The sequence below is a fragment of the Hymenobacter roseosalivarius DSM 11622 genome (genome assembly GCF_900176135.1).
GTDB classification, from domain to species: Bacteria; Bacteroidota; Bacteroidia; order Cytophagales; family Hymenobacteraceae; genus Hymenobacter; species Hymenobacter roseosalivarius.
Map to the genome: position 1 here is coordinate 1 of NZ_FWWW01000085.1, position 23,642 is coordinate 23,642.

The 23,642-nt window shown below is 57.7% G+C and carries 19 protein-coding genes; 11 read left to right on the forward strand and 8 right to left on the reverse strand.

Annotated features, from left to right (window positions below):
• Window positions 1–9 precede the first annotated feature (9 nt).
• The 3 genes from B9A24_RS15435 to B9A24_RS22725 form a co-directional block, all read right to left on the reverse strand.
• Window positions 10–1,371, reverse strand: a complete 1,362-nt coding sequence (locus tag B9A24_RS15435; protein ID WP_084446926.1) for an efflux RND transporter periplasmic adaptor subunit — start codon at window positions 1,369–1,371, stop codon at window positions 10–12.
• 184 nt (window positions 1,372–1,555) lie between these two features.
• A complete protein-coding gene (locus tag B9A24_RS15440) occupies window positions 1,556–3,451 on the reverse strand; it encodes an efflux RND transporter permease subunit (RefSeq protein ID WP_234997355.1) in 1,896 nt (631 codons plus the stop codon).
• Between the two features lie 11 nt (window positions 3,452–3,462).
• On the reverse strand, window positions 3,463–4,086 hold the full coding sequence (locus B9A24_RS22725) for an efflux RND transporter permease subunit (protein WP_234997357.1): 624 nt from the start codon (window positions 4,084–4,086) through the stop codon (window positions 3,463–3,465).
• A gap of 566 nt (window positions 4,087–4,652) precedes the next feature.
• Here B9A24_RS22725 and opgC point away from each other — a divergent pair.
• Complete coding sequence (gene opgC, locus B9A24_RS15445; protein WP_084446927.1) at window positions 4,653–5,837, forward strand: OpgC domain-containing protein; 1,185 nt, start codon at window positions 4,653–4,655, stop codon at window positions 5,835–5,837.
• Between the two features lie 19 nt (window positions 5,838–5,856).
• Here opgC and B9A24_RS15450 read toward each other — a convergent pair whose 3' ends face one another.
• A complete protein-coding gene (locus B9A24_RS15450) occupies window positions 5,857–7,551 on the reverse strand; it encodes an MFS transporter (RefSeq protein ID WP_084446928.1) in 1,695 nt (564 codons plus the stop codon).
• Window positions 7,552–7,866: 315 nt separating this feature from the next.
• Here B9A24_RS15450 and B9A24_RS15455 point away from each other — a divergent pair, with 315 nt between their 5' ends.
• From B9A24_RS15455 to B9A24_RS15475, 5 genes are all read left to right on the forward strand, one after another.
• On the forward strand, window positions 7,867–9,195 hold the full coding sequence (locus tag B9A24_RS15455; protein ID WP_084446929.1) for a lactonase family protein: 1,329 nt from the start codon (window positions 7,867–7,869) through the stop codon (window positions 9,193–9,195).
• Window positions 9,196–9,350: 155 nt separating this feature from the next.
• The gene (locus B9A24_RS15460) at window positions 9,351–10,064 is read left to right on the forward strand and encodes a response regulator transcription factor (RefSeq protein WP_084446940.1); all 714 of its coding nucleotides are present in this window, start codon (window positions 9,351–9,353) and stop codon (window positions 10,062–10,064) included.
• Window positions 10,064–11,557 carry a sensor histidine kinase gene (locus B9A24_RS15465; RefSeq protein ID WP_084446930.1) on the forward strand — a complete coding sequence of 498 codons (1,494 nt, stop codon included), beginning with the start codon at window positions 10,064–10,066 and terminating at the stop codon, window positions 11,555–11,557. Before B9A24_RS15460 ends, B9A24_RS15465 begins: the two co-directional genes overlap by 1 nt.
• 125 nt (window positions 11,558–11,682) lie before the next feature.
• Window positions 11,683–12,399 (forward strand): cytochrome b/b6 domain-containing protein, encoded by a 717-nt coding sequence (locus tag B9A24_RS15470; protein ID WP_084446931.1) that lies wholly within the window; start codon window positions 11,683–11,685, stop codon window positions 12,397–12,399.
• A complete protein-coding gene (locus B9A24_RS15475) occupies window positions 12,396–13,214 on the forward strand; it encodes a molybdopterin-dependent oxidoreductase (RefSeq protein WP_200813938.1) in 819 nt (272 codons plus the stop codon). The genes B9A24_RS15470 and B9A24_RS15475 overlap by 4 nt, the downstream gene beginning before the upstream one ends.
• 211 nt (window positions 13,215–13,425) lie before the next feature.
• Here B9A24_RS15475 and B9A24_RS15480 read toward each other — a convergent pair whose 3' ends face one another.
• From B9A24_RS15480 to B9A24_RS15490, 3 genes are all read right to left on the reverse strand, one after another.
• Window positions 13,426–13,641, reverse strand: a complete 216-nt coding sequence (locus B9A24_RS15480) for a hypothetical protein (protein WP_084446932.1) — start codon at window positions 13,639–13,641, stop codon at window positions 13,426–13,428.
• Window positions 13,642–13,858: 217 nt separating this feature from the next.
• Entirely contained in the window at window positions 13,859–14,203 is a 345-nt protein-coding gene (locus tag B9A24_RS15485; protein WP_084446933.1) for a hypothetical protein, read from the reverse strand.
• 491 nt (window positions 14,204–14,694) lie between these two features.
• Window positions 14,695–15,678 (reverse strand): chemotaxis protein CheB, encoded by a 984-nt coding sequence (locus B9A24_RS15490; RefSeq protein ID WP_084446934.1) that lies wholly within the window; start codon window positions 15,676–15,678, stop codon window positions 14,695–14,697.
• Between B9A24_RS15490 and B9A24_RS22110 the strand changes: the two genes are divergently transcribed.
• The 4 genes from B9A24_RS22110 to B9A24_RS15505 all read left to right on the forward strand — a co-directional run bounded on the left by B9A24_RS22110 (window position 15,632) and on the right by B9A24_RS15505 (window position 19,222).
• Window positions 15,632–15,799, forward strand: a complete 168-nt coding sequence (locus tag B9A24_RS22110) for a hypothetical protein (RefSeq protein WP_159452073.1) — start codon at window positions 15,632–15,634, stop codon at window positions 15,797–15,799. The genes B9A24_RS15490 and B9A24_RS22110 overlap by 47 nt on opposite strands.
• 92 nt (window positions 15,800–15,891) lie before the next feature.
• Window positions 15,892–16,626, forward strand: coding sequence for a PAS domain-containing protein (locus tag B9A24_RS22970; protein WP_084446935.1), 735 nt, complete (start codon window positions 15,892–15,894; stop codon window positions 16,624–16,626).
• A complete protein-coding gene (locus tag B9A24_RS15500) occupies window positions 16,557–17,033 on the forward strand; it encodes a PAS domain-containing protein (RefSeq protein WP_084446936.1) in 477 nt (158 codons plus the stop codon). Before B9A24_RS22970 ends, B9A24_RS15500 begins: the two co-directional genes overlap by 70 nt.
• A gap of 218 nt (window positions 17,034–17,251) precedes the next feature.
• Window positions 17,252–19,222, forward strand: a complete 1,971-nt coding sequence (locus B9A24_RS15505; RefSeq protein WP_084446937.1) for a sensor histidine kinase — start codon at window positions 17,252–17,254, stop codon at window positions 19,220–19,222.
• A 96-nt stretch (window positions 19,223–19,318) separates the two neighbouring features.
• Here B9A24_RS15505 and B9A24_RS15510 read toward each other — a convergent pair whose 3' ends face one another.
• Window positions 19,319–21,484: a hypothetical protein gene (locus B9A24_RS15510; protein WP_084446938.1), complete on the reverse strand. Its 2,166-nt coding sequence runs from the start codon at window positions 21,482–21,484 to the stop codon at window positions 19,319–19,321.
• Window positions 21,485–21,795: 311 nt separating this feature from the next.
• Between B9A24_RS15510 and B9A24_RS15515 the strand changes: the two genes are divergently transcribed.
• Window positions 21,796–23,580, forward strand: a complete 1,785-nt coding sequence (locus tag B9A24_RS15515; RefSeq protein WP_084446939.1) for a glycoside hydrolase family 15 protein — start codon at window positions 21,796–21,798, stop codon at window positions 23,578–23,580.
• The last annotated feature ends 62 nt before the right edge of the window (window positions 23,581–23,642 follow it).

Below are 23,642 nucleotides of genomic sequence, written 5' to 3' on the forward strand. Positions count from 1 at the left end.
AGCTTAACGTTACTTTTTACTTGACTTGTCGGCGGGCGTTTCCATGCGGGGCCGGTCGGGGTCGTAGGGGCGCTCAGGAGCGTTGGGCTTCGACTGACTGCCGGGCTTTTCGTCCTCCTTCTTGGGCTTGCGTGCTTCTACTTGCTGGCCGTCGCGCAGGCTTTCAATAGGATTTACGACCAGCATTTCGCCACCTTTCAAGCCTTTTGTGACTTCTATTTGGTCGCCAAAATCCCGGCCGGGCACAATGGTTTGATAACGGATTTTCTGGTTCTCCACCACCACTACGCGCGGCTCAATACCACTAGGCACCAAGGCGTTGGCTGAAATAATAACGCTGGGCTGAGTTCGTGGCAACTGAAACCGCACCTGCGCGAACATGCCCGGCCGCAGGAGCTTATCGGTATTGGGTACCTGCACTTGGGTGAGCAAAGTCCGCGTTTCCGCGTTTAAAGCACCAGCGTCGCGGGCTACGCGGCCGGGGAAGGTGCGGTTAGGGTATTCAGGTACCAGTATTTCGGTGACTACGCCCGGCTCAATGCCAGCCACAAAGTTCTGCGGAATATCCACGAAGGCCCTTAGCGTATCGGTCTGCTCTATCTTAAATAGCTGAGTGCCTTCGGCATTGCTGGAAGATACCAGAGAGCCAACCTCCACGTTGCGCTGCGTGACGATACCGCCAAACGGGGCCGTAACCCGCCGAAAGCCTTGCTGCGCGAGCAGCCCGTTGAGCACGGCTTGCTGGGCTTCATACTGCGCCCGGCCTTCGTCCAGCTCCTGTTTTGAAATAGCTCCCGGCAACTCGATGCTGCGCAGGCGCTCGAAGCTGGTGCGGGCCAGATTGAGGCTGGCGCGGGCCTGAGCCACCTGTTGGTCCAGGTCGGGCGTGGAGAGCAAAGCCAGCAGCTGCCCCTTCTGTACGCGGGCACCAATATCAGCGGACCAGCTTTTCACAAAGCCATTCGCACGGGCAAAAACAAAGGTTTCGCGGTTGGAGCGCGTGTCGGCGGGCAGCTCTACGCGGGTGGTGTCGGGGGCACCGGCGGCGGGCTCCACGGTCACGATAGTGAGGGCGTTAGCGTCTTTCTCAGCTTCTTCCTTGCGCTTTTTGTCTTTGCTCAGGCGTGGTAATAATCCAACGAGCAGCAAAGCCGCAAACACGAGACCGATGCCGAGCATGATCAGCCAGATCCGACGCTTTTTCCTGCCGGGGGGCTTTTTCTCGTGATCTTTATCGTCTGAATCCGGTGCCTGCTCGTCCTGATTATTCTTGGCTTCAGCTTCCTCTTTTTTACGAGCTTCCTCGTCGGGACTAGGGGGCGACGATCTTTTCCAGTCGGTTTCGGGCGGGGCGTTTTGGTCGTTGGTCATAGTGAATATGGCGCAAACGGTTAGCTCGTATATCGTTGAATGTCTGATGCTGGGGTGTTTCGCAACGGCCCCAACGATTGGCCTCACCCCCCGGACCCCGGTTCGCTTGAGGCGCGAAGCCTAGGGGAGAGGGAGAGCCTGACGAATGTTGTTTTACATATTTGTCTTGTCATGCAACGCATAGCTACGCGGCTACGCGGTCTTGTTCGGCCTCTTTTTCTTCGGCCACTAGCTGCTTCTTTTTGAAGTAGCTGAACACGACCGGCACGAAAAACAAAGTAGTGAGCGTGGCCAGAATCAAGCCCCCAATAACCGCGCGGCCCAGAGGAGCATTCTGCTCGCCGCCTTCGCCCAGCGCCAACGACAGCGGCAGCAGGCCGATAATGGCGGCCAGCGCCGTCATCAGCACCGGCCGCAGACGGGTGACGCCAGCATCCATGGCCGCGTCGAGGGGACTGAGGTCGGGTTGCTCCTCGCGCCGCTCATTGGCAAACGACACCACCATAATGCTGTTGGCCGTGGCAATACCAATGCACATAATTGCCCCCATCAGCGAAGGCACGCTGAAAGTAGTCTGGGTAACGAACAGCATCCAGAGCATCCCCGAAATGGCTCCTGGCAAGGCCGTAATGATAATAAACGGATCGAGCCAGCTCTGAAAGTTGACCACCATCAGCAGGTACAGCAGCACAATGGCACCCGCCAGCCCCAGGCCCAGGCCCGTGAAGGAAGTCTTCATACTTTTCACCTGCCCGCGCAGCTCAATGGTCGTGCCTTTGGGCAGGTTTTTACTGGTTTCCTCAATGATGTCGCGGATTTCCCTGGCCACGCCACCCAGGTCGCGGCCCTCCACGCTGGCGTAGATATCTACCACGCGCTGAATGTCATAGTCGCTCACGACGGCATCGGTTTGGTCGCGACGGGTCTGGGCGAAGCTGCTCAGGAGCTGCGCCTCGCTCTGGGTAGGGCTGGTGATGCCGATGGTGCGCAGGTCATTCAGCGTAGTGAGCTGGCTGGGGGGCGTTTGCACGGCCACCGTGTAGTTCACGCCGCTTTCCGGGTTCAGCCATTGGTTAGGGTCAGTTTGGGTGCTGGAGCTAAGGTTGACCAGCACGTTGTCGGCAATATCGGCCTGGCTGAGGCCGGCTCGCTGGGCGCGCACCCGGTCCACGTCCAGCCGAATCTGGGGGGCTTTTATCTGGAAAATAAACGCATCGACCACGCCCGGAATGGCCGCTATCTTCTGTTGGAGCTGCCTGGCTACTTTCTCGTTCATCTCCATATCGCGGCCCGTTACCTGCACGTCGATGGGAGCGGGCAGGCCGAAGTTCAGGGTCTGGTTAACGATGTCGGCGGGCTGAAAGAAAATGGTCAGGTCGGGGTGCTCGCGCTGCACGCGCCGCCGGATTTGCTGAATATACTCTTCCGTGGGACCGTGGCCTTTTTTCAGCGAAGCCAGAATCTCCCCGTCGGCCGAGCTGATAACGGGGTTATCGCTGAGCAGCAGGTTTACCGGAATGCTCGGCAAGCCAATGTTGGAGAGCACCAGTTCCAGCTCTTCAGCCGGAATTACCTCCCGAATAATCCCCTCTACCTCCCGAAACCGCCGCTCCGTTTCTTCCAGTCGGGTGCCGGTGGGCGCGCGCACGTGCAGGCGCATCTGCCCGGCATCTACTTTTGGGAAGAAGTCCTGCCCAATGAATGGATACAGGCAGCCCGAGCCCACAAACAGAATGCTGAAGCCAATAACCACGGTTTTGCGGTGGTCTAGGGACCAAGTCAGAGCATTTTGATAGGCCTCGCGCACCTTATTAAACCGTTTTTCAAATGCCATGTGTACCCGCCATATCCAGCTTTTCAGGATGGGAATAACGGCGGTGCGCAGACCATCCTGGCGCACGATGTTGGTTTGGACGGCCGCACCCTCGTGCACAAACGCCACGTCACGGATATACACCGTCACGCCATTCACTTCCTTGACCGGCAAGTCGTTGAGCGTGGCAATCAGCTCCGGACTGCTGTTAAGGCGCACGTCGTACTCCCGGTCGCCGATTTTGGCCGTGCCGGCGGGCAGAATCACGTTTTGGGTTGTCAGGGCATCACCACATCATTCCCGGAAAGACCCTTGCCAGCCAGCGCATCGGGCTTCAGATCGACCATGATCTGCTTGGAACGGCCGCCGTTGGGCACCAGCAGCGAGGCTCCCTTCACTACCGCCAGGCCCGGCCGCACGAAGGAGCGGCTGGCATCGTAGAGGTCGGCTTCGCCCAGGGTCTGGGACGAGAGGCTGGCTTGAGCAATAGGCACGTTGGCCGCCGAGTAGCGAATAATCAATGGAGGGCCAATGCCCTGGGGCAACCCCCGAATCAGCGTGGCGGTAATGGCCGTGAGCGGGGCCACACCAGCGTCGGGGTCGGTGCCGGGCTGGAAGAACACTTTGATAATGCCGACGCCCTTGATGGCGCGCGACTCTAGGTGCTCGATGTTATTGACGGTGGTGGTGTATACGCGCTGGTTCACGTTGAGCACGCGCTGGTTCATTTCCTCGGCGCTCATCCCCGAATAGCTCCACACCACGCCCACCACCGGAATGTTAACCTCGGGAAAAATATCCACCGCCATGGTGAGGATGGTCAAAATGCCCCCCGCCAGTATTACCAGGGCCATGGCGATAAAGGTATAGGGACGCGAAAGCGCCAGGCGAACCATCCACATAGGCTAGAATAGAAATACTAGATAAAGTGGCCCCAATAAACAGGAGCGGCAATGGGCCGTGCTGTTGAGGTACGTATTCGTAGCAGTTTGGGTATAGCTTGTGATTAGTGGCGTGGGGGGCAATTTCACAGCACTAACCACCTAAAAGGCAGAAGGTTGGGCATTAATAAGAACCTGCATAGCTCTTTGGCTAATAAACTGCCTGCATAACGTGGTCTTATTCCGCGACGAATACCGCCAATTGCTGGTCTTGTAGGCAAACGGCAAAGGGTTGTCTTTACGCTAACCCTAAAGTGCGCTTTGGCCCCATCATTAGCAGTCCTGCTATAGCACCCTAAGTACTACCAACCTGCTGAGTACAAACACGCCAGCGGGCCATCCTGACAACAATTAGGGGGGTAATCTACCTTGTCAGCTACTGGTAGGCTATCAACTGCCCAAATTCGCTGAGTAGTAAATAGTTCAAATCCAAGATGTTGAAAAATAACTTTACTAATATTTAAAAAATTTATACTATATGCATTGTATATTGAAATTGTTAAACAAATTGCATAAAAATTATAACTATGAGAAGGAATCTTCAGCTAGACTTCTTTAGAGGTGTTATGCTCATACTTATTACTATAGACCATTTCTTGTCTAACGAGGACATAGTCAAATACTTTACCTACGAGTTTGTTGGCTGGGTTACTGCAGCCGAGGGGTTCGTATTTTTGTCGGGACTAACGGCAGGAATTATATATACCCGTAAGCTGGTTGAAAAAGGAGAAAATTTCATTGCTGAAGCGGTAAAGAAGAGGGCTTTGATAATTTATAGAAACCATATTGCCATATTGGTTTTTACCTTATTCATTATTTTGTTGGGGTTCCGTATTCATGACTATTGGGCGAGCTATTATGAATTATTTTCTGAAAAACCTATTTCATCGCTCTTATTAGGAATGGTATTGCTTTATCAACCTGCTTACTTAGATATATTGCCTATGTATGCTGTTTTTATTCTTTTCGTTCCTGTAGTACTTAGGTGTTTTAAGAAGAGTAATGTATTGCAAATATTTGCTGTGTCATTTTTGTTGTACTTGCTGCCTATAATTAACGAGCTGTATCACTTCGTGCCCGATATAATGCAAATAAGAGATGTAAACACGGGCTTCTTTAATCTGTTGTCTTGGCAATTTATATTTATAATAGGCTTGTTTTCAGGGTTCAGCTATTACCAAGGCACTTCCCGGCGGTATCAAGTAAACAAATATTTATTAATGTTATCAGTACTTATATGTATGGTATGTTTTATTGCTAAAAACATACATGTAAAATTAGAAGGCCTTGATTACTTGATTGCAAGAGACAATCTGGGTCCGTTAAGGGTGTTTAATTGCTTAGCTTTATTTTTTATAGTTATTTTTATTTCTTCAAAATATAATAACTGGTTTAAATCTAAAGCTATTTGTTATTTAGGTCGTAATTCCCTCGAGGTATATTCATTTCATATAGTATTGGTGGTCATCTTCAAGCCCCTCGAAGAATATATGAATAGTATTTATTCTTCCAAGCTGACTCATACTTTCTATGTTTTCCCATTGGCAGAAATTATGGTTTTCCTGCTTATAATTCCTGCCTTGTATTTAGCTCCGACTTTAATAAGCACAAAAACCTATATGTTTTGGAAAAGTGGCGCTGGCTTCCTTCCAAAAGAGGGCTGGTCATCTGAAGTTGACGCAGTAACGGAGGATTACAAACAGTTAGCGTAAGAGCCCTGGATTACTGGTATCAAGCCGACGTCTCGCCGGCGGTGCTGGCGATGTGGCGGGTGCTGCCCGGTACCATCACGCGGGGCGGCGGGGTCGGCTCGGGGTGCAGGGCCAGCAGGCGGGCTACGTAGGGCATCTCGGGGTCCGTGTGCAGCCCACGGGCGCGGCTCTTTATTTCAGCTTCCTCCCGGCTCACACCCCGGTCGTGGAGCTGTTCGTACTCCTCCCACGACTCCACCATGAAATACTCCACCAAGCGGGTAGGGTCGGCCAGATCGGCGTATAGACCAACGCGAATGGCGCCCTCGCGGCGGCGAATGCGGCTCAGCTCTTCCATAAGGGCCGCGAAAGCGGCCCGGTCGGTGGGGGTAATGCGATAGGTGGTCGTGATGATGATGGGGCCAGCATCGGGAGCTGGCTCATCCTCGGCAAGTACTGGATTGGGCCGCTGGCGGGCGGGCGTAAAATCAAGGCTTTCGGGAGGATTTACGAGCGAAAACCGGAAAGCCAGTAGGGTACTCAGTCCCAGCCAGATAGCGGCTCCCGTCAGGGCGACGGGTAGGCCCCAGCGCGTAGCCATCGTGCCCCACACTACGCTACCCAGGGCCATACCGCCCTGAATAGTGAGCAAGTACAAGCTGATGGTACGGGCTTGCACCCAGCGCGGTACTACCGTCTGTACGCCCACGCTGAAAGAGTTGAGCACCAGCATCCAGGCCAGCCCCACCAGCACGAGCAAGCCGTACAAGAGCCATTGATTATTCACAAACGCCAGCCCCAGCACACCCAGAGCAAAGGCTATAGTGGAAAGGGTTACGCGGTGGTCGATAGTAAGGCCACGGTTGAGGCGTGGCAGCACGACGGCCCCGACAACGGCCCCCAGACCCATGCACGAAAGCAGGGAAGAGTAAAAGGAAGTAGGCAAGTGAAGCCGCTGGGAAACCACCGCTGGCATGAGGGCCAGCAGGGCGCTGGCTCCAAACGTGAAGCTGCCGCCCCGCACCAGAATACGCTGCACCGGCGGCGCAAACCGGGCGTAGCGCACCCCACCCCGGATAGCAGCCAATACCCGCTCGGTGGCCAGGGTGGAGGTGGCCTGCGGCTCGCGCTGCCAGCGCCACACCATATAAATGGTGGCCAGAAACGACAGCCCATTAATTAAAAAAGCCCCCCCAGCGGAGTAGTAGCCAATAACAAGGCCTCCCAGCGCCGGTCCGAAAGCCCGCGCCAGATTAAAGCTCACGCTATTCAAAGCAAGTGCCTGGGGTAGCTCGGCGCGGGGCACCAGCTCGGGCGTTACGGTTTGCCAGACGGGGTTATTGAGGGCACCGCCCAGGCCCAGCATAAACGTGAGCAACAGTAGGAGCCAAGGGGAGGTAAGGCCCAGCAGTGTCAGGCCGGCCAGGAGCAGGGCTACCAAGGCCATCCAGGTTTGGGTGAGCAGCAGCATGCGGCGCCGGTCGACCAGATCAGCCAGAGCACCGGCGGGCAGGCTGAGCAGAAAAACAGGGAGGGCCGAGGCTGTTTGGAGCAAAGCAACCAAGACGGGCGAGGGGGTGAGTTGCGTCATTAGTCCCACGGCTCCCACGTTCTGCATCCAGGTACCAATATTGGAAACGAACGAAGCCACCCACAGCATCCGAAAAAACGGGATTTTGAGGGGGGCAAAGGGTGAGGTAGGCGTCGGTTGGATAAGAGTAGAGGAAGCAGGCATGGGGGCAAATCTGAAGCTAAGCTGCTCGCAGGCGAACCTGTTAGCTTACGTACGGCCGCCGAAAATTGCTGTTGCTCCGGGTAGATGCCCGAATTTGCCCCCCAGACCGTGCGATTCGCGTTTTCAAGGGCCCCTGCACACCAGCTCCCTCTGACCAAAGGTGGGGCTGCGGGGTGAGGCGGCCATCGGTCACAGGAAAAGGTTGAACGCGTGACCGTTTCGTGATAATTGCCCCGTTGCTTTAGGTTTTCATTATCAGCTCCGCCTGGCAGGCCGCCAGCCGGCTTAAAACCACCTTTTCCTTATCCCACTCCTATGAAACACTCCCTATTTCTCCTGCTAGCCGCTGCCGCGCTGCTGTCGTCTTGTAAAAAGGACGGACCGATTGACTTCCCTGCCGCGAACTACGTTGGCTTCGTGTACACGAGCACCAACGACACTGCCGGCAATGGCATCATTGCCCTGGGCCGCGCCAGCAACGGTACGCTGACCGAGCTGCCCGGCTCGCCCTACCCGACGGGTGCCGCCGGCGACGCGGCCGAGGGCGACTTTGACACGCAAGGGGCGTTGCGGGTAGTGGGTGACTACCTGCTGGCCGTGAACGCCGGGGCCAACCCCACTAACGGCAGCATCTCGGTGTTTAAGATAAACCGCAATAATGGCCGCCTAACCCGCATAGACCAGAATCCGGCCACGCTAGCCCTGGACAATATGGACTCGCGCGGCATCCGGGCTGCCTCGCTCGCGGCCAGCACCGTAGGGGGTACCAGCTGGGTGGTGGTGGCCAACCAGCACAGCAATCCGCACTATGAGATGAACCCGGCGCGGGCCGTGGGCACGGTGCAGGCCAGTGCACTGCGTAACCTCGCCATCTTCACCCTCAACCCTGCTACGGGCGTGTTGCAGTTCAGCCGCGTGGGGCCTACCTACGACAGCGGCCAGTTTGGCGGCCCCACGACCGTCGAGTTCAATGCTGCTGGTACTAAGCTCATTACCTCTACCTGGGGCGTAGCTCATTTTATGACTCCCGACGCCGACCTGGCGGTGCAAAAGCCTGGCCGGCTGTATGTATACAGCTTTGCCGGCGGCACCCTTACCCAAACGGGCCTGTACGAGGAGCCCGGCGTGTCGGGCAACATTGGCATCTCGTGGAGCCCCAACGGGCAGTATATCTACATGTCTAACTTCAACCTGCACTCTTCCAAAGAGAACAACAGCCTCACCGTGCACGATGGCACAACGGCTGCCAAGCTGCAAAACTTCGCCACCGGGGGCCGCAATGACGAAGGATGCTGGACCCACGTCAGCCTAGACCGCACGAAGCTCTACGTGGCCAGCTTCGGCGAAAACATTGTGAGCGTATTTGACATTGGCCCCAATAATCGGCTCAGCCAATCTCTGAACCCTAACTTCTTCGCCCGCGGCGGCAACCTGCCGATGGGCGACACCAAGGATATGTACGAGACGCCCGGTGGCTACCTCTACGTGCTAGGTGCTTTTCAAAGTCACTCCGTCACTATCTTCAAAATGGCGGCCAATGGGGCGCTTACTGAGGAAGCCGGCTCGCCATACCGCATTCCGTCGTCGGGGGGCAAAACCAAAGAGCAGCACGCCTTTCTGGGTCTCACAGGCTTCGAGAAATAACCCCCTGGGTTAAGTAGCCTGGTGTTGCGCCCAGTCTGTTGTCTAAGGTTGGGCGCAACACTAGGCGCTGGAAAATTTAAGCCGGTTTGTGCGGTTGAGATCTGCTGTTAAATAGTTATATTTCAATAGCTTGTTTGATTTATTTCTTGCTGTTCATGACCAGACGCGCGCTTATCGTGGAAGACGACGCCGACATTGCCACGCTCGTAGAGGTTAATCTGCGCGACATTGACTGTCAGGCAACCATTGCCCGCGATGGGCTGGAAGGGCTGCGCCAGGCTACTGAAGGGCTATTCGACGTGATTATTCTGGATATTATGCTACCCGGCCTCAGCGGCATTGAGGTATGCCGCCGCCTGCGGGAGCAGCACGTCAGCACGCCCATTCTGATGCTCACCGCCCGGCACGAGGAGATTGACAAAGTACTGGCCCTGGACTTGGGGGCCGATGACTACCTGACCAAGCCTTTCAGCGTACGCGAGCTGCTGGCGCGGGTGAAGGCGCGGCTGCGCCGCTCGGTGCCAGATAATGAGCCCGGATTCGCGGCGGCGGCGGCGCCCACCCGTTTCGCGCGGCGCGATCTGCTGCTCGATACGGAGCTGCACCGCGTGACCGTGGGGGGCAAAGTGGTAGACCTCACGGCCAAAGAGTTTGATTTGCTGGCGCTGTTTCTGCGCCACCCCGGCCGCACCTATACCCGTACCCAACTCCTGGATCAAGTGTGGGGCTACTCCTACACCGGCTACGAGCACACGGTGAATTCGCATATTAATCGGCTACGCATGAAAATTGAGGCCGACGCCGCCCGGCCTGAGCACATTCTGACGGTGTGGGGCGTGGGGTACAAACTCAACGACGAGCTAACCTGATGCAGTGGCGACCCAGGAGCTTGCAGGGGCAATTGTCGCTGCTGTTTGTGGTGCTGCTGTTGGGCGTAAGCGCCGTGTACGTACTGCTGCTGGCCCAAAGCACGGAGCAGTATCTGGCCGAAAACCTGCAACAGCGCAACCGCACGCTGGCCGCCTCCGTGGCCCAGGTGCTGGCTCTCGACTCGGCTACCAACGAGATTCCGCAGGAGGCCCTGCGCCAGACCTTCGACGCGGCCATGACCATTAATCCCAATATCAAGCTCTATATCATCGGGCTGGATGGGCAGATCCTGACTTCCTCAGCCGAACCCAACGAAGTGAAAATCAACCTGGTTTCCTTGCGGCCGGTGCGGGCGCTGCTGGCCGGCACCGCGCCGCTGCCCATTCTAGGAGCCGACCCGCGCAACCCGGCCGTGGAGCGACCCTTTTCGGCCGCGCCGCTCTACAACCGGGATGGTCGACTTCACGGCTTTCTGTATATCACGCTCGGCGGCGGTCATCAGGCCGACGAGCTGGCTTCGCTGCGCCAGAGCTATAGCATGGGCGTGCTGCTGCGTACGCTCGCCGTGGCCGGCGGGGCCGTACTGCTGCTGGGCCTGGTGCTGATTTCATTTCTGACTAAAAATCTCGACCGCCTCGCCGCCGCCGTGCGCCGCCTCCAACGCGGTGACTACACGGCCCGCGTGGCCGGCATCCGGCCCGGCGACGAGCTGAGCGAGCTGGCCGAAGCCTTCAACGAGATGGCCGCCCGCACCGAACAGGCCGTGGCCGCTCTGCAAAGCAACGACGAGCTGCGGCGGGAGCTGCTGGCCAACATCTCCCACGACCTGCGCACGCCTCTGGCCAGCATCGAGGGCTACACCGAAACCATTCTGCTCAAGGAGCACCTGCTCACCGAGACTGAGCGGCAGACCTATCTGCACACTATTCTAAAGAACACGCAGAGTCTGAAGCGGTTGGTGTCGGAGCTGTTTGAGCTAAGCAAGCTGGAAGCTCGGCAGACGGTGCCCCGGCCCGAGCCGTTTTCGGTAACCGAGCTGGTGCAGGATGTGCTGCTCAAGCTGGCGCCCGAGTCGCAGGCCCGCGCCATCCGGCTGCAAGCCAGCTATGCCCCGCACGTACCCTTTGTGTGCGCCGACGTGGCCCTGATTGAGCGGGTGCTGCAAAACCTGCTCGATAATGCTCTGCGCTACACCCCGCCCGGCGGCCAGGTAGAGGTAGTGGTGGCGGCCCCCGACGCGGAGCAGCGCATTCCGCTGCTGGTGCGCGATACGGGCCGCGGAATTGCCCCCCACGATTTGCCCCACGTCTTCGACCGCTTTTACCGCTCGGATCAGGTGCGCGAAAAAGCCGAGGGCGGGCTAGGGCTGGGCCTGGCTATTGCTCGCAAAATCGTGGCCCTGCACGAGAGCGACCTCACCGTGACCAGTGCCGAAGGCGCAGGTACCTGCTTCTCTTTTTCGCTGCCCATGTACGCGCCGTCCGGGCCGTAGCAACGCGCTACCGAGGCGTTCGATACCGCGAATCTTGCCCAAGCCGCCGCTCTGCATGACCGCCTTTTTGGATAAGATTTTCATCTTGATACAAGCTGTTCAATAACACTCCTACGCTCTCCTCTATGAAAAAGCTTGTTGAAAAACACCCCCTAGCCATTCGCTGGTTTCACTGGGTTAATTTCCCGGTGCTGGCCCTCATGATCTGGAGCGGTATCCTGATTTACTGGGCCAACGACGTGTACCGCGTTGGGTGGGGCGACACGACGCTGCTGCAATTCTTCCCGCAGTCTTTTTACGACGCCTTTCACGTAGACCACAAACTGGCCCAGGGCATGTCGTGGCATTTCGTGCTCATGTGGGTATTTGCCCTCAATGGTCTGCTCTACGTGGGCTACACGCTCATATCGGGCGAGTGGCGCGAGCTGGTGCCGAATCGGGGCAGTTTTGCCAGTGCCTGGCGGACCATACTGCACGATCTGGGCATTCGGAAAGAGTCGCTGCCTGTGCATAAGTTCAACGGGGTGCAGCAGATTGCCTACACCTCGGTGGTGCTGATGGGCGCGGGCTCCCTGCTCACGGGGCTGGCCATTTATAAGCCCACCCAGCTGGCCTGGCTGACCACCGCCTTGGGCGGCTACGAGTGGGCCAGGGCCGAGCATTTTATCCTCACTATTGGCTACGTGCTGTTTTTCGTGGTTCATATCGCGCAGGTCGTGCGGGCGGGCTGGAATAACTTCCGAGCCATGGTGGCGGGCTTCGAGGTGGTGGAAGTTCCCGCGCCCGCACCTGCCCCGCTACAGCCAACTACTTCTCCTGATTCTTCTGTCAACGCATCATGAATAATTCGGTAAAAATGCCCCCCAGTGCCGGGAAGGCAGCAGTGGAGCAGGAAATCCGCCGACGCTCGCGCCGTTCGTTTTTGCTGGCCGGAGCCGCCGCTTTGGCTGGTCTGGGCGGTTGGCGCTGGCTCATCAGCCGGCCCACTGAGGCCGGCGTGCCGTGGCCGCTGCGACGGGTGCTGGAAGCCAACCGGCAGCTGTCGGCCGAGTATTTCAGCCACGCCCACCTGGCCCCGGTATTTGCGAACCAGCGCGCCCGAATGCCCCGCACTAACGGCAGCGCGGGTATGCAGTCGGCCCTCGACCCGGCCGCGTGGCGGCTGCGCGTGCGCGGATTTGCCCCCCAGGGCAGCCCGGCTTCCAGTCAGGAATTTACGTTGGCCGACATTCAGGCCCTGCCGAAAGTGGAGATGGTGACGGAGCTGAAGTGCATTGAGGGGTGGAGCACCATCGTGCACTGGGGCGGGGCCCGCCTCGCCGACTTCGTGGCCCGCTACCCATTAGCTACGCGGTCCGGAACCCTCTCCCAGTCTGCCGAAAAGAATGATTTGGCTTCCTATGTGGGTCTGGCCACGCCCGACGGCGGCTACTACGTGGGCCTGGATATGGCCAGCGCCCTGCACCCGCAAACCCTGCTCTGCTACGAGATGAACGGCCAGCCGCTCACGGAAAAGCACGGGGCCCCGCTGCGCCTAGTACTGCCCGTCAAATATGGTATCAAATACCTCAAACGCATTGGCACCATCGCCTTCACCAACCAGCGCCCCGCCGACTATTGGGCGGAGCGCGGCTACGACTGGGACGCGGGGCATTAATGTGTTAATGGATAAAGCTATGCATTTGACCCCAGGCCAGTGGAGCAGCTACGCGCCGCGCCACTGGCCTGGGCTTCTGAAAAACGGCTCCCAACTGTCTCTTAAGCCGCTGGCGTCCGGCGTTTAACTTCTTTGTTATGCTCACGCACGGATGGAGTCACCCAGAAAATATCGCTCAGGCGGAGCAGGTGCAGGCGGTGTAGGGTAGGGCTCACGTTATGAGCTGTATTTTGGCCCCGCCCTGGTGCAATAGCAGCAGGTGGGACGCGAGGTGCGCCACGCCGTGCATTTTCAAGCAGAGTAGGTGCTCACAATTGATAAGCAGGCGGGGCCGGCGCATGGTGCCAACGCGCACGAGGGTACGACCAAATCGCTCAGGTTTACTTGGGTCAATCGTCATCTTGATGAGGCGAGGAACCCAGGTCATATGCCGGGAAGAGTGTACTTACATGGGTAACTGGATAAGGGGAAGAAATACGTAATAAATAGGTGTACAATAGGTTAGAATAGTAGAGCGGAGGACAACGCTAGATAAAAGCGTTATGCCATAGTAGCGTAGAAGCACTCATTTTCGGAGCCTGTATTAGTAAGTGAGCGGTAGGTAAATCTGCGAATGGTATCGCCAAATCTACTGGTGAAGCAGCTCACGTATGAAGGACGACGCTATGTGGTGCAGCGTGTCCCACGCTGAAGCGCCAGATGTGGCTGTCGGGACTCAGGCGGGCCAGGGTGAAGTCGCCTTCCAGGTTTCGGCCATGCAGGCGCAGCAGCAAATGACCGGCTTCGACGCAGTGGTCAAGGGCCTCGGAGAGGTTTTCTTCCCGTGCCTCAGCTACCGTACACTCGCCCGTATCTACCTCAACGTTGGGCAGGGACACCGAAGCGGCGGCTTCGCACAACAGATAATAGGGCAGCCCATCAAGCAAGCGCTGGGCCGGCCCCGGCAGCACCCAATGCATCAGCTGGCGCGTGGGTGAGCACAGGACCATGTGTTGAAAGACAGCATATTCTGATGTTTGTCGCAAGACAAATCGAAGTGGAAAAGACATAACCTAGATAGCGTTCAAGGCAGATAGGGCCATATGGAAATAAGAAACAGGACTAAAAATCGAGCCGCCAGTGGCAACCCGGCAGAACGTGGCGTTCCCCAACGGTAGAGCGGTACAACTGCCCCACCCGTGAGTAGCGACGGAGAGCAGAGGTAGGGCAAACAACGACGTAGTAGTGTTGCCCGGCATGGTCAGAAGGTATGCTCTCGGCCACGGTCTTTCTGTTCCGGGCAACCTACACGCCCTTTTAAACGCCGTTTAAGCCCAAAAAATCACTCAGTTAGTACGGAAAAGCCTTGGCGCTAACACGTAATTTGCCTGGCATGTTTCTGAGCCGGCCTGCGGTTAATACGGAGGTTGGTGCCCAAAAAAGCCCCTAGACCAGTGTCCAGGGGGCTTTTTTGGCTGATTTCCGCGAGGCCAGTCGCCGGCTAGCTTTGCTCTTCCTCCGGGATCGTCACAGCGGTGCTACCATTCACGCCGTTGAGCAAAAACTCGCGCAGGCGGTTGATGTGCTGCTTTATTTCCTCAATGCGCTCTTCCTGCTGCACCGAAAAAAGACCCGTGCCCCGGCTGGCCATGCTGGTGAGCAGGTTTTTGCGCTCCTCCATCATGCGCAGGGCCACCCACAGCGTTTCCTCCAGGCTGTGCTGGGTGCTTTTGGGCAGCGCATTGGCCGTGAAGCCGTGGCCCGTGTGGCAGCGGTAGCGCAACAGCTTGCCGTGCCTCAGCTCAAAGAGCGCCCCGCCACAGTCGGGGCAGGTCATGGTGCTGGGTTTGCCCAGGCGGAGTACTTCATCGGTTGTTCCCACGACTCTTTCCGCAATGGCGGCCTCCAATTTAATGTTTTCAGGTACGTTGCTATTGCCCGATGAAGGTATTTGCACCAATCTGGTCAGTAGTTCACCCATCTCCGCTATAGGCAGCACATAATCGACGGGCACGTTGCTGAGCGCGCTTTCGGGCATACTCGGATACTCCGCTTCCCGGGGGTCCTGCACCACCGCGAGGCCGCCGGCGCGCTTGATAAGCTCCAGGCCAGCCGTGCCATCGTGGAGCATGCCCGTGAGCACGACCCCAATCACGGCAGTGCCGTAGTGGGCCGCAGCCGAGCGAAACAGGGCATCGGCGGCGGGGCGGTAGTGGTTTTCGCGGGGCCCTTTGGTCACCAACATGTGGCCGTCTTTCACCAGCAGGTGGCGGTCGGGGGGGGGCAGATACACGGTGTTGGGCTCAATTCGGTCGCCGTCGTTGGGTAGGCGGCAGTTGAGGAACGTACGGCGCGACAGGCGCTCCACCAGATGCGAGCCCGAAGAATGGGGAGCAAAGTGTTGCACGAGAAGCACCGCCGCCCCTAGCGCGCCGGCCGTGAGCGTCGGCCTGGGGCTGGTCCGCAAAGACGGCCCCTTTGCCATTCTGGTGCAGAAAGCCCTGCTCCGCTATTTTGTTCCCCCGGCCGTGGTTATTAATCCGAAGGGCGAAATTCTGTTCGTGAACGGGCGCACGGCCGCTACCTGGAGCCCGCCCCCGGCCTGAGCAATCTAAACATCTTCGAGATGGTGCGCGGGGAGTTGCGCTACGAGCTGAGTGGGGCCATTCATCAGGTAACCACCAACCAGTAGAATGTCGTGGTGGAAGATGTGAAGCTGGCCACCGAGGGCGGCTTTCAGCTGTTGCGCCTCTGCGTGAAATACCTGGCGGAGCCCGAGCAGTTGCAGGGCCTGATGCTGGTCTCGTTTGAAGAGCAGCCCACGCCCCGCAAAGTACGCACGGGCAAAGCCAGCAGCCACCCCGACGAGCTGAGCCGCGACGCGGTGGTGGCTGCCCTGGGAAAAGAGCTTCAGTACACCAAGCTGCGGCTGCAAACCACCATTGAGGAGATGGAAAGCAGCCTGGAGGAGCTGCAAAGCGCCAATGAGAAGCTGCAAAGTACCAACGAGGAGGCCATGACCAACAAGGAGGAGATGCAGAGCATGAACGAGGAGCTGATGACCCTGAATATGCAGTACGTGAGCCGGACGGAGGAACTGAGCCAGGCGGCCAACGACATGAAAAACTTTCTCGAAGCCACCGAAATCGCTGCTATATTTCTGAATAACGATCTGATAATAAAGCGCTTTACCCCGCCGGTGGGCCGCATTTTCAAGCTGGTGACTTCCGACGTAGGCCACTCCATCACCGACTTCGCCAACATGCTGCGCTACGACCACCTGGTGCGCGACGTGCGGCAGGTAATCGACCGGCTGGTGAGCGCGGAGGCTAACATTCAGACCACCCCGGCGAGTGGTACGCCATGCGCATTCTGCCCTACCGCACCCTCGATAATTATATCAACGGGGCCGTCATCACCTTCAATGACGTAACCCCGCTCAAGCACCTGGAAGAGAAACTGCAAGCCAGCACCAGCTTTGCCGAGAGCATTATCGAAACCGTGCGGGAGCCCATGCTCGTGCTCAACAACGACCTGCGCATCCTGACCATCAGTCAGGCCTTTGCCGAGCGCTACGACCTGAATATCGCCGACGCCAAAAACCAGCCCCTGGCCGCGCTGAACGGCGTCGTTTGGAACGTGCCCGCGCTGCGCCGCCTGCTGTCGAATCTGGTGAGCGACAAGAACGAGGAGTTCGACGAAGTGCCCCTGGAAATAAGGCTGCCGCAAGGTGGCACCCGCCAGGTACTGGTGTATGGCCACCGCCTGCTCAACCACGGCTCTGAGATGGACTGCTTGCTGCTGGGCGTGAGCGAGAACACGGCCAAAGTGCCGGCATAGCATAGAGGCAGCGGATCTGAAACGGCCGGTGCCTCTATGCTACGTAGCTCGACTGCCGCAAAAAAAAGCCCCCCGCCGCACGACCATCTCCGCTACTTTTCGTACGAAAACAGGGACTCGGCGAAAAGACCGGCCTACCAGACTGGGGGGCTTTTTGAGCGCTTAAAAGGCCCTGTCTGCTGCTATAACGTTTAGCTCTCTTCAATTTCGCTTGTGCTATGGACCACAATCAGCTGCCTTCCGGGCATCAGGTGTTGCAGCAGCTGCGGGCCCGCGCCGAGAAGCGCCAACACTTGGCAACCCAAAGCGTGGGCGATACCATGCCACCCGATGCGCAACGGCTGGTGCAGGAGCCGCAAGTACACCAGATAGAGCTGGAAATGCAGTATGAGGAGCTGCTAATGACGCAGGCCACGGCCGAAATTGCTCATCATCAATACATTGACCTATACGACTTCGCCCCGGTAGGCTACTTTACGCTCACCGCAGAGGGCCTGATCCATCAACTCAACCTACAGGCGGCCCAACTGCTGGGCACCGTGCGCCAGCGCCTGCAAGACCGGCGCTTCGCCCTGTTCGTGACCGTAGAATGCCGGCCCGGGTTTCAGGAGTTTCTGGGTAAAACTATGGGCTCCGATTCCCGCGAAACCTGCGAGCTGGAGCTGTTGCGCGAGGATGGCTCGCGCTTCTTCGCCCGGCTGGAGGGCCTGGCCATGCTGTCGGCGGCCGGAACAAAGTACTGCCGCCTGGCCGTCATCGACACGACCGAATCGAGGGAGACCATTCGGGCGCTGGAAGCCAGCGAGGCCCGCTTTCGGTTGCTGTTTGAGCAAAGCCGCGACGCCATCCTGCTTATCCAGAATAAGCATATTATTGATTGTAACGAGGCGACCGTTCAACTCTTTAATCTCCCTAGCAAGAGTGAGCTGCTGGGCCAGCACGTCTCTATTTTTGACCCCCCTACCCAGCCCAACGGTCAATCTTCCGTGGAGGTCGCTGATGTTCATCTTGTGGAGGCGATGCGCAGGGGCTGGAACCGGTTTGAGTGGTTACTTATCGGACCGAATGGACAGGAGATGTGGGTAGAAGTATCTTTAACCTCCTTCTCATTGAATGGCCAGTCCATTCTGCACTGCATAGTGCGCGATATTACCGTTCAGCGGGGCGCGCGGGAGCAGCTGCGCCGGGAAAAAGAATTCTCCGAGAGCCTGCTCGATAATAGCGTCGATGGCATTATGGCCTTTGACGCCCAGCGCCGCCTCACGGCCTGGAACAAGGTTATGGAGCTGAATACCCGCAAGATGGAAGCCGAAGTGTTGGGTAAGGATGTGTTCGAGCTGTTTCCGCACCACCGCGAGGGCCCCGAAGGTGAGGCCGTGTGCAAGGTGCTGGCCGGTGAGCGCGTCACCTATTATAAGCTGAAACTTTACGGGCGCTTAGGCCACTTTGAGTCCTATTTTGTGCCTTTGCTAAACACTGAGGGCGAGGTAGAGGGGGGGCTGGTGCTGGTGCGCGATGTAACCGAGCGTGTGCGGCTGGCCGAAGAAGCTACCCAGCTTAAGCTGCGCCAGCAGCAGGAAGTGCACTCCGCCATTCTGACTACGCAGGAAGAGGAGCGCAAGCGCATTGCCGAAGCCTTGCACAACGGCGTAGGGCAGCTGCTGTACGCCACCAAACTTAACCTGGAAAACCGCACCGGCGGCACTTTCTCCCGCGAGGCGGCGCTGGCCTTGCTCGAAGAAGCCATCAAAGCCACGCGCACTGTCTCCTTTGAGCTCACGCCCGGTATTCTCCAGGATTTTGGCTTGAAATCGGCGCTGGAGGAGATCATAAAGCGTATTCCGCGCTCGGGGCTGCATGTACATCTGTATATGAAGGGCTCTTTTGAGGAGTTGCCTCAGCAGCTGGAAGTATCGGTGTACCGGATCGTGCAGGAGCTGCTCAACAACATTATCAAGCATGCGCAGGCCCAGGAGGCTTTTGTGCATGTGGTACACGAAGAAGGCCACGTCTTCATCTCCGCCGAGGATGACGGCGTAGGCTTTGAGCCCACGCAAACCAACGCCCGCCATTCCGGCATTGGCCTCACCAGCATTCGCAACCGCGTCGATCTGCTGGCCGGTACGCTCTCCATCGACTCGCGCCCCGACCGCGGCACCATCGTGAGTATTGAGCTACAGGTGAAATAGGAGTGCGTCGCCCGCGCCCGTCGTTGTTTCAGTGTTTAGTTTAAAATCAAACCAGCTCGTATGCCATCCATCGTTCAACCAAACAACGACGCGCCCCTACAACCGAATACCAATTCCTGGACCGAGCAAAAAGAATAGCTTGCCGCCATTCAGTAAATAGCCGCCGCCCAGATACAGCGGGAAAGTGAGCTTGGCGTCGCTACGCGTGGGATATACTGAGCCCAGAATCACGATGCCCAGGTTGCGGGCGCTGTTGGCGTCGGGGTTGAGGTTGAAGGCATTCAGGGCCACGAAGCCCGCGCCGACTTTGTACGGGCGCAGCTTGTTGATTTTGTTGGGGTTATAGAAGCTGAACTGAGCCAGCGTCGCCAGGCTAATACCGTTGAAAGTGCCCACGCCCTGCACGTCGCTGTTCACTTGCTTGGTGAGCAAACCGGCCGGGAAGCTTACATCAATATCGAATTTCACGCGGCGCTGCAGCACGATATCAAGCTTCTGCTGGAAGCCAGGCTCGCTGTACTGGCCCGTGGCGTGCTTCACCGTAATCTGAATCCGGGCCCAGTCGTCGAGGTCGTAGGTTTTGCGGGTGCTGAGGTAGCTGTTGAGGCTGAGGTTGCCTACCTGGCACTGCTTATCTTGGTAAAATGCCCCCCGAATAGAGCTTTCGCCGGGGCAGATTAAGATGTTGTCCAGGGTGCGCATCTCAATCAGCTCGCCCTTACTGTTCAAGGTCCGAATCTCGAAGGTGAGGTACTGCTTGCCGTAGAGCTGGGCATCGGTGTCGATGGCGTCGGGGTTGAAGCTGAACACCACGTCGCGGATGGCCTTGTCGTAGAGCACGGGGCCGTTGAGGCGGGTGATGGGGCGGGGTGCCTCGCCGAAAGTCACGCTCACGAAGTCGAGCGGGTGGGGGCGCTGAAACTCCCGCACCTGTAGGCTGAAGCCGGTGGGCTGGCCCGCGTTAAAAATGGTCAGGCGCTTTTTGTCGATGCCCAGCGGTACCTGCACGCGGTACACCACCGCCTGCTCCGAGCGCACGGAGGAGTCGGAGGGCACCACCGCCAAATCTTCGAAGTGGAAGCGCGCCTTCTGCAACGACTGGCCTTCCAAGCGCACGTCCACGGTTTCGCCGGGGTTCACGTTTTGGTTAGTTTGCCAGTCGCCGCCCCGGTGGCGCACCTGCACGCCGCTGATACTGGTTTTGGGCGTTACGTTGAAGTTAGTGAGGTACTTGGGCTGGTCGTTTTCCTTGATGTAGAGGTAGCTGTCGGTCTGGCGGTGGGTGTTATACACGCGCAGCCAGCACAGCACCCGGTCGTTGGAGAGGTAGCTGCGCGTGACCAGCTCGGCAATCAGCGGTCCGCCCTGTTCTTCCTGGTCCTCAATGCGATAGGTGCGCTTAAGATCGAAGCTGCGGCCGTTGTCGAGAATAATCTCAATGCCCTGACGGCGGGCCGTTTCGTCCAGGGTAATCTCCTTTTTATCGACGCTCAAAAAGCGCAGGCGGCTGGACTTGACCGTAAAATCCTGGCGCAGCGGGGCCAGACTGTAGCTCAGGCGGCGGTTGTTGTCGGTGAGGAAGGGGCGCTCGGTTTGGGGGCGCACCGTGAGCAAACGGTTGCCGGGCACATTGGGCAGCACATGCAGGCGCAGAGTGCCGTTCTGCTGGCTGAGGCGGTAGTCAATGTCCTGCCCGTGCGTCCAGTCGGGGCTCACACGCACGTTTTTGGGGTTATTACTAGTCAGCTCAAATACCTTTTCCTCGCCCACATACAACTCCGTATCGGTGGGGCGGAAGTCCAGGGTGGTGCGCGTGACGGGCAGCAGATTCACGGTCTGGCTTTGGGAAATGCCCCCCGCATTGTCGGGGCTCTGCAGGAAAGTGAGGCGCAGAAAGCGCGTAGCGGTCAGGTCGCGGAAACGGATTTTGGCCCGGTAAAACGCGTTATCCACGGCCGTGAGCGAGTCGAGCAGTTGAAAGTCGGCGGACCGCTGGAGGCGGAGCGGGCGCTGGGGGGCAAATTGCGTGGGATATACCAGCAGCTCGGCTGTTTCGTCGTCTTGCCGGTAATAAAAGTAGAGGTGGGGCTCCTGCTCAACTGTTACCACTTGGCGACTAAGGTGGTAGCGGGCCGTATCAACGTGCAGCACCACCTCCCGCAAAAGGGGATCCTGAGCGAAGGCGGCGGGGCCAATTCCCAGCAAAAACAACAGTAAGAAGGCGGTGCCGACAGCGCGGCCAAGGTCCGGAAGAAAGCGCACGGGGCGGTTCGGGTCAGAGAGTGAGCAGCCAGAAGCGCGAACTACCCAAGCAGTCCACAATTGGACAAAGGTAAGAGGATAGGGGGTTTAGAAGAAAGAGAAAAGTGAGTTGTAGTGCGGAAATCTGTTCCGCGTCGAGCCGTAGGTGAGAATCCGGTACCGCGCCACCGCGTTGTTTCTCGCTTTGCTCGACGCGGAACAGATTTCCGCGCTACAGTGCCGATGGCAACCTGAGCGGCACCAATAAGGTACACTACTGTTGAGTGGCCTAAAATGCCTCCCAACTCGCTTTCATCACCTTTCCCCTTCCCATGACGACAAAGCACACCTACGATATGGGCGTGATTGGCAACTGCGCCTTTCTGGCCCTGGTAAAACAAGACACCGCTATTTCCTGGCTTTGCTGGCCCCGCTTCGACAGCAGCTTCGTGTTTGGCAGCCTGCTCGATACGCGCAAGGGCGGCGAGTTCAGCATCAAGCCCGCCACCGAGGAGTATTCCTCCTACCAATTCTACCGGGAAAATACCAACGTACTCTGCACCGAAATCGAGAACGAGGACGGGCGCTATCGGGTCACGGATTTTGCCCCCCGCTTTCCCCAGTACGACCGCTACTATAAGCCGCTGATGCTGATTCGGAAGATAGAGCTGCTGTCGGGCACGCCCCGCGTAAAAGTGGTTTGCTCGCCGGTGGGCAACTACGGCGAGCTACCCCTGAGCCGCCGCCGCAGCTCCAATCATATCGCCTTTCTGGGGTTGGAGGAGGAAATTCGCCTCACTACTAACATTCCCCTGACCTATATTCTGGACGAGGAATTATTTGTGCTCAATGAGCCTAAATACCTGGTTCTCACCTACGGAGCTCCATTGGAGGCACCGCTGGAAAGCACCGCTGAGCGATTCTTGCGCAGCACCGTGCAATACTGGCAGAAATGGGTGAAAAGCACCAGCATCAGCAGCTTCTATCAGGAAGCCGTGATCAGGTCGGCGCTGGCGCTCAAGATTCACCAGTACGAAGACACGGGGGCCATTATCGCGGCCAGCACCACCAGCCTGCCCGAAGCGCCCGGCAGCACCCGCAACTGGGATTACCGTTTTTGCTGGATGCGCGATACGTACTATATCCTCACGGCCTTCAACAATATTGGCCACTTTGAGGAGATGGAGCAGTATTTTCACTACATCGCCAACATCTCCACCAAAGTCAAAGACAAGTACCAGCCGCTATATAGCATCAGTGGGGGCACGGAGCTGATTGAGCGCGAGCTGGACCTGGAAGGCTACCTGGGCAATAAGCCCGTACGCATCGGCAACGACGCCTACACCCACATCCAGAACGACGTGTACGGACAGGTGCTGGTAGCGCTGCTGCCGCTCTACGTGGACCGCCGCTTCCTTGATAGCGAGCGGACTGACTCGCAGAAGCTGATCTACGATGCCCTGCGCATGATCGACAAAACCATGAACATGCCCGACGCAGGTTTGTGGGAATTCAGAACGCTGGCACAGTATCATAGCTACACCTACCTCTTCCATTGGGCCGGTGCTCACGCCGCCCGCCACGTAGCCCGCCGGTTGAGAAACACCGAAATGGAAGCCCTGGCTACGCGCTTAATTGAAGAAGCCAGTCAGAAAATCGAAGAGTGCTTTGATACCAAGCGTGGGGTGTACACCAATGCTATTGGCTCGCCCCACCTCGACGCCAGCACTATGCAGCTCATCATGATGGGCTACCTCGACCCGGCCTCGGAAGTGGCCAAAATCCACCTCGTAGAGCTGGAAAAAGAGCTAAAAACGCCCGAAGGCCTCTTCTACCGCTACCGCCACGCTGATGATTTTGGCACGCCCGAAACCACTTTTCTCATCTGCTCTTTCTGGTACGTGGAAGCCCTGGCCTGCGTAGGCCGCGTGGAGGACGCCATCCGCGAGTTCGAATCACTGCTGACTTACACCAACCATTTGGGCTTGCTCTCGGAAGATGTGGACGCCCGCACGGGTTCGCAGTGGGGAAATTTCCCGCAGGCGTACAGCCACGTAGGCTTGGTGAATGCGGCTTATCGTATTGCTAAAAAACTGGATCAGCCGAACTTCGTGTAGGTTGCCTCAGCCCTAACGATTAGCCCCCGGTTCGTTCAACGATTGGCCACGTAGGCCCAGCG